At 36.8% G+C, this 10145-nt stretch carries 8 protein-coding genes and 1 pseudogene; 6 read left to right on the top strand and 3 right to left on the bottom strand.

Going from position 1 to position 10145, the window contains the following annotated elements:
* The coding region (locus RU96_RS11140; protein WP_071865585.1) for a glycoside hydrolase family 35 protein at positions 1-1499 on the bottom strand (1499 nt) is incomplete at its 3' end.
* 443 nt (positions 1500-1942) lie between these two features.
* Between RU96_RS11140 and RU96_RS11135 the strand changes: the two genes are divergently transcribed.
* On the top strand, positions 1943-2647 hold the full coding sequence (locus tag RU96_RS11135; RefSeq protein WP_071865584.1) for a GntR family transcriptional regulator: 705 nt from the start codon (positions 1943-1945) through the stop codon (positions 2645-2647).
* 94 nt (positions 2648-2741) lie between these two features.
* A complete protein-coding gene (locus RU96_RS11130; protein ID WP_071865583.1) occupies positions 2742-3857 on the top strand; it encodes a radical SAM/SPASM domain-containing protein in 1116 nt (371 codons plus the stop codon).
* Between the two features lie 115 nt (positions 3858-3972).
* Here the strand turns inward: RU96_RS11130 and RU96_RS11125 are convergent.
* A pseudogene (locus RU96_RS11125) lies at positions 3973-5224 on the bottom strand (IS110 family RNA-guided transposase).
* A 407-nt stretch (positions 5225-5631) separates the two neighbouring features.
* On the opposite strand from RU96_RS11125, the gene RU96_RS11120 reads away from it, so the two are divergent.
* Positions 5632-6408, top strand: coding sequence for a sulfite exporter TauE/SafE family protein (locus RU96_RS11120; protein WP_010746350.1), 777 nt, complete (start codon positions 5632-5634; stop codon positions 6406-6408).
* Between the two features lie 14 nt (positions 6409-6422).
* On the top strand, positions 6423-6665 hold the full coding sequence (locus tag RU96_RS11115) for a hypothetical protein (protein ID WP_071865582.1): 243 nt from the start codon (positions 6423-6425) through the stop codon (positions 6663-6665).
* Positions 6666-7782: 1117 nt separating this feature from the next.
* On the opposite strand, the gene RU96_RS11110 is transcribed toward RU96_RS11115, so the two are convergent.
* Complete coding sequence (locus tag RU96_RS11110; protein ID WP_010746352.1) at positions 7783-8544, bottom strand: (S)-acetoin forming diacetyl reductase; 762 nt, start codon at positions 8542-8544, stop codon at positions 7783-7785.
* Between the two features lie 378 nt (positions 8545-8922).
* On the opposite strand from RU96_RS11110, the gene RU96_RS13260 reads away from it, so the two are divergent.
* Together RU96_RS13260 and RU96_RS13255 are read left to right on the top strand one after the other, a co-directional pair.
* Positions 8923-9186 (top strand): IS110 family transposase, encoded by a 264-nt coding sequence (locus RU96_RS13260; protein WP_249024189.1) that lies wholly within the window; start codon positions 8923-8925, stop codon positions 9184-9186.
* 490 nt (positions 9187-9676) lie between these two features.
* Entirely contained in the window at positions 9677-9877 is a 201-nt protein-coding gene (locus RU96_RS13255) for an IS110 family transposase (RefSeq protein ID WP_249024188.1), read from the top strand.
* Positions 9878-10145 lie beyond the last annotated feature (268 nt).

Genomic DNA, 10145 nt, shown 5'->3' with positions numbered 1-10145 from the left:
CAGTCTTTTGAATAATCAACAGTTTTACAATCTTCCAACGGCAGAGAATATTGTTGCCAATCTGTAATAAAATGTAAATCTGCCATTACACCTCTTCTAATACCCTTTTTTTGAGTTTCTGCAAAGAGCTTATGTCCATAATTGACACGTCCCATATTTTCAATCAATATATCAAGTTGATTGACATGTTCGGTCATACTAACTTGTATATCCTCACCTATTTCTGTTTGATACTGAGTAGCTTGTAAATTTTGGTTAAGAAACAATTGACAACGATCCCGTCCATCAATTACACGTAATCGTTCTTTATTCGCATCTCTTTCAATCATTGTTCGATAGAGTAAATAACCAGTATTTTGCCCCAACGATTCCATCGTCTTTGGATATTTTGATTCCACAGGTTGACTTATCGTAGCCAAAGTTGCGAAAAGGCTTACCTTATTTGCCAAAGGGATATTTCTCTTTTCAATTGTTGGTTTAATTAAGGGGTCCAATTGCTTGATCTCAGGATAATTTTCGTGAATCATTTTGCGCAACGCAAAATATTTTTCCGTTGGATTTCCCTGTTCATCTAACGGTGCTCCATAATCATAAGAAGTGATTTGTGGCAAATCAATAACTCCTCGCGCGGAACAACCATTCATAAACCCAAAATTTGTTCCTCCATGAAACATGTATAAATTAATACTCCCTTGTTCCAATACTTCTTTTACCGCTTCAGCTAATTCTTGTGGATCTCGTTGAATAATTGGTTCTTTCCAACGGTTGAACCAACCATCCCAAAATTCCATACACATCAACGGCCAGTTCTTATTATGCTCTTCAAAAAACTGCTTCATAGAACCAAAGTTTTCTCTCGCCTTAGAACCAAAATTACCAGTGACTAAAATATCTTCCTCAATCATACTTCCAGCGCGTAAAGTAGCTCGCCACGGACCATCTGACGTAAAAAAAGGAACTGTCACTCCGCGATCAATCATCAAATCTCGTATCGCGCGCAAATATGCTTTTTCCTCCCCAAAAGAACCATATTCATTTTCAATTTGAATCATTAAAATATTGCCACCGTTATCTAGTTGATGAGGAACAATCTTTTTCATCAAAATATCATAGTAATCCGCCACATGTCTCAAATAAGCGTTTTCATTCCTTCGGATAGAAATTGGTTCACGGAGTAGCCAAGCAGGAAATCCCCCAAACTCCCATTCGGCACAAATATATGGGGAAGGTCGCACAATTGCGTACAACCCTAAATTTTGAGCTAACGTCAAAAATTTCTCTAAATCTAATCTATCCTCAAAATGAAACTCTCCTTTTTGGGGCTCGTGTAAATTCCAAGGAACATACGTTTCTACTGTGTTAAACCCTAGTGCTTTTAAATTATACAGAGAGTGCTCCCAATCATATGGATGAATTCGAAAATAATGAATTGCCCCAGATAAAATTTTAAAAGGTTGCCCATTTAAAAGAAATTCTTTTTTTATTTCAAAAGTTCCCATTCACCTTCACCTCAATTTCATTAATATACTAAGTATATTAAGATGCCTATTAAAAGTCAACATTTTTTATAAAATATGTTACTATAAATAAAATACTAAATTTTAGCCCCCAGTAATTAGTTAATAGTTGTTTTTTTATGGCCTATCATTTAGTATGTTTAAATGCCTTAACATATTGGCGCTTGCTCAATTGTTATAATACAATTTCATTGTATAATTATATTTGCGGTAAGCTCTACTTGATTCTTTTTCTGTGTGTCGTCCTTACTGAAGTGAAGCGTCTATTGCGCTATCAAATGAATTATCAATCAATAAAGTTGTGACTATTACCTCATGACATCAGTACGGTAAGAAGGAATATCAATTCACAATACGTATTCTAATTGCATAGTAAGAGAAATCTCGCAAGAGCTGCTCGTTAATACAAACATAAGGAGATATTCATGATAAAACCAATGTATTTAGAAATTAAAAATGACTTAAAACAACAAATTGTCAACGGTGAATTTCATAATGGCGATCGATTCTATTCAGAAGCTGAAATCATTAAAAAATATAACGTAAGCTCTATAACAGCAATTCGCGCACTAAAAGAATTAGTTAATGAGGGCTATATAGTACGTTATCAAGGGAAGGGAACTTTTATTTCTCGTGCAAGAAAAGAAAAATTAGTAAAGTTTTCTGATATAGAAATATTTTCATTCGATTGCGACAAAGTACACGTATTTTCCATTATGCGGAAAAATAAAAAACAAATATTAGATACGTTACAATTACCCACTAATTCATATTACTACCAAATCGAACGAATTAGGGAAGTTGATGAAACACCTTACATTTATCAAAAATCATATTTACCAGAGCAATATATAAACCCAAATTATCCGGAAATGGATTATTACAGTTCTATCTATCGACGTTTGAAGTTGGATTATGGTATCGATTTAAGCGAAGAGTATTTTGTAGAAACAAATGAAATTTTATTTCCTACTCCTAATAGTATATCTGAGCGTTTAGAAATGGATAAGTCTGAACCAGTTGTTTTTCAAAAAAGACTATCTACATTATCCGACAGCAATAAACCTATAGAATATGTCGAAAGTTATAAAAAATGGGACTTTTTTAAAATTCAATTAATGTCTAATTAAATAATCACTTCTCTTTATCTTGTTAACCGTCTTGATGTTGCGAATAAAAAAGTAGCAGCTAATTACTAATTTTTCAGGAATCGAGGTCTTCATTATGAAACATATTTCAGTATTGATTAAACCAGCATCTTCCCTCTGCAATCTTCGCTGTAGCTACTGCTTTTATGCTAATGTCAGTTCCTTGCGGGAAGTCCGCTCTTTTGGCAAAATGAAAGATGAAGTGACAGAGAAAATGATTAAAAATATTTATGTAGACTTAGAAGATGGAGATCAGTTGACATTAGCGTTTCAAGGCGGAGAACCAACGATAGCGGGCCTCAATTATTTTAGGAAAGTAACCCAGCTAGTAGATCAACAGCAAAAGCGGGTACAGGTCCATTACGCTATTCAAACAAATGGGACTATGATTAATGAGAAATGGTGTGCTTTTTTAAAAGAACATGATTTTTTAGTTGGTCTCTCGATTGATGGCCATCCACTTTACCATGATCTACATCGAGTTGATCCAAAAGGAAAGGGCTCTTTTCATCGGGTGCTACAAACAAAACAGCTATTTGATCAATATGAGATTGATTACAATGTGCTTTGTGTTTTAACGAACCCGTTGGCTAAAGAGGCCAAGAAAGTCTTTCGCTTTCTAAAAGAACATCAGATCAAGTTTGTTCAATTTATCCCTTGTTTGGATGATTTAGATGCAAAAGAAAAAAATAGCTATGTCCTTACACCAAAACGTTTTGCTGGTTTTTACCACCAGCTTTTGCAGTTATGGATGCAAGAATTAGCAGCAGGACATTATGTGAGTATCAGACTTTTTGATGACCTTTTGAATCTATTTGTCAAGCAACAAGTAACCGCATGTGGAATCTTAGGAAACTGTCAAGTGCAGTATGTGATTGAAGCAGACGGCAGTGTTTATCCCTGTGATTTTTACGTGTTGGATGAGCATCGAATGGGGTATATTCAAGAGCAGACCTTACGACAGTTATTTGAACAAGATGTTACAAAAGCGTTTATGTGTGAACGACCCAAAATATCTAAAAAATGTCTAAATTGTCCGTTTCAAACGATGTGTCGTGGTGGCTGCAAACGGATGAAAGATGCCATCTATGTAGATAGTAAAGGACGTTGTGGCTATCAGCAGCTTCTGCAAGAGTTTATGCCACAGATTAATCGGATTTTAGGATTGTTACAGTCTAATGGTAATAAGTAAAAATGAAAATTGAGCATTTTTTATTGAGTAACCTATTTGAAGCACACTTAACTAGACCCGACAAAAATCAAATTTTTTTCGGGTTGTTTCAAGGGTTTGCGTCAATAACAAGATGTTATTTATCTATCACGCTCCTTGGTGGCGTATAGAGTTGATGGTTACGTGGTATCGTATCCACCAGACGCGTAAATTTTCTTGCGGTTAAGACGAGTGCTCGTTTGTGTTGATGCTTGGGAACCTCTTTATATTTACTTTGATAAAAAGCTTTATATTCGGAAAGATTAGTTTTTTACTGAGTTGGCAACTTCAACTAAGTAGTATCTAAAATATCGATTCCTTTGCTTTGTCAGAAGTGTGTTTTGTGATTGATAATTTCTAGATTGTTTCACTTTCCAACTTAATCCAGCGTACTTCGCTAATTTTGTCTGATCTTCAAATCTTTCGATTTTTCCAATTTCAGCAATCAAACCGGCAGCATAAACTTTCCCAATGCCTAGAATACTAGTTAAGCATTGATATTCTGGAATGACGACAACGAGCTGTTCAATTGCTTTATCTAAGTCTTTGATGTTCTTTTCAAGCGCACGTATTTCGCGTACAAGAACACTTAAGACAACATTGATAGACTCTTGTGCAAGGTCACCTAAACGATAACTCATGGTAATTGCACGTTGAATCGCTTTAGCAATTTTCTCTGGTTCTTTAAAGCGTCCTCTACCTTTTTCTTGGAGTAAGTCACAGAACGCTTCCAAAGGAAGCTCAGCTAATTCATCTAATGTATAGTCATCTGTCATGAGGGAAATGACTGTAGCACTAAAAAGGCTGGTTGATTCGTCGCGCATTTCTCGAGCAAGTGTATTACATTTATACGTTAGATTTTTCAGAAAGTGTTGTTTTGTACGAGTCAATTGCTTAATGAGTTGATAGCGAGTGCGTGTTAAACGCTGCAAGGACATGTACTTCTCTTCTTTGATAGGAGAAGTTGTGAACCGCTGTATACGTAAGAAATCAGCAATTCTTAATGCATCGTTTCGGTCGGTCTTATCCTCATCAAACATGCGACTGAATTGTTTAATCCGAAAAGGATTTTCAATCGTTACAAGTGCATTGAGTTTTTTCAGCTCCTTATCTTCGTGAAAAAACATCGAAGGATGGAAGCTGTACATGGACGTTGATGCCATGCCAATCACAATTTGAGTAAAGTGATATTTCTCGTTGAACTCAAAAATCATTTCTCGAGTTAATGTAGCTCCTTCAATGTCATTAGCAACAGAGATTTCAGACAAGATAGATAATTGATCGTCATCCGTCAGGAAACAAACATCTAATTTTTCAGAGCTAACGTCAATACCGACAAATAATTTCATGGAAGAAGGACCTCCTTTCGTTTTAAATTTTGGAAAATGCTTCGATACTGTGGGATTTCCCAGAATCTCACTGTGTAGCCACAACCTCGCCTAATAGAATACGGTGATAACAGAGCTAGAAGCTGCCTTCCAAACTACTATTTGAAAGTCTAGTCCATTATCGAAACAGCTAATGAGTTGGTAGTGATAACAGTGGTTCGGGTAACAGACTTCTCTAGGTAGACAAAGCTACAGGAGGGAGTAGCAAATTCCCGTTGGATCTTTTCCATACATCCATTGTACTCTGAGAAATCACACAATATCGAAACAAATTCCGCAAGGAATAGGTTATTCAATAAATTTTACAAGTTAGAAGTATCCTGTAGAAAGATCATTAGACAAATAATATTTTACGAGGAGGTGAATGTATGATTGGGGTCATTTATTTTATTGTAATTGTGTTAGCGAATACGATCGGTTCCGTCTCAGGAATGGGAGGCGGGGTCCTAATCAAGCCCATTTTTGATTTTATCGGTGCCCATTCTGTTGCGGCCATCTCTTTTTATTCTACCGTAGCCGTTTTTACCATGTCGTTAGTTTCTACCGCAAGACAGTTGGCTAGCGGACGTAAAATCAATTGGCAAATCGTCCTTTGGGTTTCAGGAGGAGCTATCTTAGGCGGTATATTGGGCAATGTCGTTTTTGATCAGCTACTGTTGCTTTTCCAGAATGAAGATCAAGTACAGATGGTACAGATTTTTTTGACTGTCGTGATGTTGTTGTTTGCTTTCTTTTATACCAAATATGACTGGCCCGGATTCCAACTGAAAAAAGACTTCTGGTATTGCTTCTGTGGCCTAGTCCTTGGTTTTCTAGCAAGCCTGCTAGGAATCGGCGGTGGACCAATCAATGTTTCCTTGCTAATGTTAATGTTCGCTTTACCAATCAAAGAAGCAACCGTCTATTCGATTTGTACGATTTTTTTCTCACAATTAGCGAAAATTGTTACAATCGCTGGGATCACCGGATTTGGGCTCTATGACTTAAAAATTTTATGGTTTGTGATTCCGGCCGCTATTGTTGGCGGTTTGCTAGGGGCATGGGCCAGCACCATTCTTTCCCCACAAAAAGTGACTATTATTTTCCAGATGGTGATTCTCCTCGTGCTAGTCATCAATCTTTATAACGGCTATCAATTATTATAAACAGGAGTAGGTAGATGATCACGCTCCCTACTAGAATATCATGTGGAATAGATTTTATGGTAGAATTTGGAAAAAAGAACCATGGGAGGATTCCCAAGCTAGGTGGAACTCCCTTAACAATTGATAAAACAATTGCCACAATTAACAGCTTGAAGCATTTATTTCTAATACAGGAAAGCCCGTTGTATAGTCAGGTTTCCCCCAAAAAAGATTGTTCAAAATCAAAACCTTATTTAGATGAAAAAGTAAACTTATAACCAAGTTTGCTAACTAATTGTGGAATAATATTCAAGAGTTTTTACAGCCATTCTTTAACTATTTTTAATATCAGATATTCTAATGGAAACGTAAGATTAACCCTATCGTTATTATAAAAGGTAATTCCTTACTTTCTCCTAGAAGAGAATGTGTCTTTGATCATCAACTGATTGAACCCAGCCTAGTTCTAATTCGTCCATCTATCCACTTCTAGTACCATTTTTCATACGTAAATGAATTACTCACCACTTAGCTAAACCTAACGGTTCTTAACGCTTGAAGTGGGAGCTTCTTGGGGATAGAGCATACTTGCAAGCGTATTTCTTCACTAACAGCGGTCTCTCTTGTTTACCAAGCGATCCCCGTAGTTCCTACGGTTCTTGATGATTGGATCTAAACCAATCCCATAGAATGTAATCTTAGACCTTCGGTCAGAATATTGATACTAGCATTGATATCTCATATCTCGGTCATGATGAGCATAACAAACAGGCCTTTTAAAAATCCTATTCTTCTTCAGCCATGTACCGGTAAGAATATTACAAGTGGAAGTAATAGCTCCTTATGAGCAATTTTGTAGGCTACTTCTCGTCCTCTTTGGGGCAAATTGCCGAGATTAGTATAGCACAAAGCTTATGAAAAGAAAGAGTCCTAAAACAAACGTCGTCTCAACTCGCGTTTCAGGGCAAACCATGACGGAATAACCATGGAAAAGCATACGGGAAACTGGGACCACAGGAGGTGCCCCGCCCTGCAGAGCAATAATACAAAATTAACTCTTCCGTATATAAAACACTAGTTTCAGGGGAGTGAACCTATTGGTGTGGGTGGCACAGGATCACTTCAATAAATATTTCAGTGTCTAGTAATTGCTAAAAATGCTTTTGTAATAAATATGTTAGATCCTAAAATTAGAGGGAAATTATAAAGTGTTTTTTAACGCTATTATTTCTAGCTATTGACTAATAAGTTATATAGATTAATGTCTGTTATTCATCAATAAAATAAACTACAAATAGGCTCTTCGTCAATTGCACCATCAAAACAATTTGACGAAGAGCCAACCTAAAAAACTTTCGAGCCTTCCCGCTCCATACTGAATTATTACCACTTTGTTTATTGGAACTGCATTCCGCCATCCACTATGATCGTTTGTCCAGTTATATAGTTGGCGTCATCACTGGCTAAAAATGAAACAACTGCCGAAACATCTTCAGGTTCAGATAAACGTTTTAATGCGATATCTTTACTGAAAGTTCGCATTCCCCATTCATCGTCTTTACCAGCATTAACACCTACTTGATGAGCAATATCCATCATCATAGGTGTTTTAACAATACCTGGTGCATAAGCATTGCAAGTAATACCATATTCAGCTAAATCTCGTGCAGCAATCTGGGTCATACCACGAACAGCAAATTTTGAACTACTATATAACATCAGGTTAGGATTACCCACAACACCCGCTTGTGAACAAGCGTTGATGATCTTTCCACCATGATTCAATTTTTGGAATGCTTCGGAAGCTGCTTGTGTTCCCCATAAGACGCCTCCCACATTAACAGAATAAACTTTTTCAAACTGTTCTGGAGTAATAGAATCTATCGGTGTAGTTGGTGCTATCCCAGCATTATTTACAATCACTGACAAGTCTCCATAGGATTCTATCGTTTTATTAACTGCTGAGAAAATCTCGTCACGCTTCGAAACATCCGCTTCGATAGCCATTGCATGTTCACCAAACTCTATTGCTGCCGCTCGTGCAGAATTTTCATTGTAATCCACCAATGCCACATCAAAGCCATCTCTATATAAACGCTTAGCTATAGCAAAACCTATACCTTGACCTGCGCCAGTAACTAAGGCAACTTTTTTCATTAAATTTCACTCCTTCTAACATTTATCAACTTCAAAATAAACCTACCTCTCTTATTAATATTAATAAAAAATAAACTCACATTAAAAATAATATCCTCACTTCCTTGTATATTTAGATTACTCAATTAATCAGCTATTCCGTTTTAATTAGCTGTTATTTTATCTATAATTGAGTTAGACGCTGTGGACTAGTATGTTCTCCACCGGGTTCTTTTGGAATACTGTTTGGAACAGGCTCTAGTCACAGCTCTTTGTCAAATTGTTAATAATTTTGTTAGCGCAGGATATCTGTTCGTGACGCTTGATTGAGCACAAGGTTACATAGGCAAATAGTACGTGGAGCACAGTGTAAATTTTATCTGATCAGGAGTGGTCCTTATGTTGTCTGTTGGAATAGCTGTTGCCAAGCATAAACATGACTTAGCGGTCGTTGATCCTGAAGGACCGATTTTTGTCCACCACTTTCAAATCGAAAATAACCGTGAAGGCTTTACGAAGCTTCAAATGGCACTTGCTAATTTGAAGAAATCTACCGGTGAAGACATCAAAGCGCCTTATAAGATACCGATCATTATTGCTTTAATATCTTACGCTTTCTTCGGACGCAAACCTCCCCAACCTACAGCTATAATCCGTACTTAATTAAAGAATATGCCAAGAATCAAAGCTTGCGTAAAACCCAAAACCGATAAAAAAACGCCATGATGATTGCTCGAAAACTACGAACAAATCTTGATAAATAATCATTTAGCGCTTCCTCTTAAATGATTGAATTGAAATATTTAACTCGACATACAACCAGATTAAAAGAGGATTATACTCGAAAAAAGTAAGCTATACACACCTTAAATATTCGCTTTCTGAAATCAGCCTCTTCTTTGGGTTCTTCTTTTCTGCAAAGCACCAATCCCATGTGTACGCGATTTTGGAAGAATACCTTTCTACTAGAAAGCTAGGAAATGGACACTTAACGAAGTTGACGAATTTCATTTCAATACACTCAAAAGGTCGCTTCGGAAAAGATTAGGCAATCAAGATTAAAGTCCTCGCACAAACCACCATTAGTCAAGATTCCCCTGCGCTAGAATTTGAACTCCTTCAAACCATTAATACCATTCAGTAACTTACGACTATGCGAGACGAAACAGAGAAGGAAGTCGCTCGATTAATGAGTGAAATTGATTCGCCTATTTTAACGATTCCTGGCATTAGTTTTAAATTAGGGAGTGTCATTCTTACCGAAATTCGGGATATTAAGAATTTTCGTTCACCGAATCAGCTGCTTGCTTATGCAGGTGCAGAATCATCCGTCTCCACTTCTGGAATGAATTAAACAGAAACTGACCGAATGGTCAAACGAGGATCTTCACAATTACGCTGTGCATTGCATGAGTTCGCCAGGCTCATGTCTATTTGGTCGCCGTCTATGCGTGTCTATTTCCAGAAAAAACTAGCGGAAGGAAAACACTACAGTGTCGCAATTAGTCATGTCGTAAGAAAACTGGTGCGGATCATTTACCAATTACTGAAAGATAATACACCTTATGGGGAACAGAAAATGACCGTTAACTGATCTTTTCAAAAACTTCCTCTGCCTAAGG

Origin of the sequence: Enterococcus canintestini, assembly GCF_001885735.1 — a bacterium.
GTDB classification, from domain to species: Bacteria; Bacillota; Bacilli; order Lactobacillales; family Enterococcaceae; genus Enterococcus_C; species Enterococcus_C canintestini.
Note: the sequence above shows the minus strand (reverse complement) of the source record. Positions and strands in the feature narration are given on the sequence as shown.

What these genes read in the sequence shown, in the direction of transcription:
- RU96_RS11130 (WP_071865583.1), top strand. Translation starts at nt 2,742, where the DNA reads ATGAAACATATTTCAGTATTGATTAAACCAGCATCTTCCCTCTGCAAT.
- RU96_RS13255 (WP_249024188.1), top strand. Translation starts at nt 9,677, where the DNA reads ATGCGAGACGAAACAGAGAAGGAAGTCGCTCGATTAATGAGTGAAATT.
- RU96_RS11115 (WP_071865582.1), top strand. Translation starts at nt 6,423, where the DNA reads ATGATCACGCTCCCTACTAGAATATCATGTGGAATAGATTTTATGGTA.
- RU96_RS11110 (WP_010746352.1), bottom strand. Translation starts at nt 8,544, where the DNA reads ATGAAAAAAGTTGCCTTAGTTACTGGCGCAGGTCAAGGTATAGGTTTT.
- RU96_RS11135 (WP_071865584.1), top strand. Translation starts at nt 1,943, where the DNA reads ATGATAAAACCAATGTATTTAGAAATTAAAAATGACTTAAAACAACAA.
- RU96_RS11120 (WP_010746350.1), top strand. Translation starts at nt 5,632, where the DNA reads ATGATTGGGGTCATTTATTTTATTGTAATTGTGTTAGCGAATACGATC.
- RU96_RS13260 (WP_249024189.1), top strand. Translation starts at nt 8,923, where the DNA reads ATGTTGTCTGTTGGAATAGCTGTTGCCAAGCATAAACATGACTTAGCG.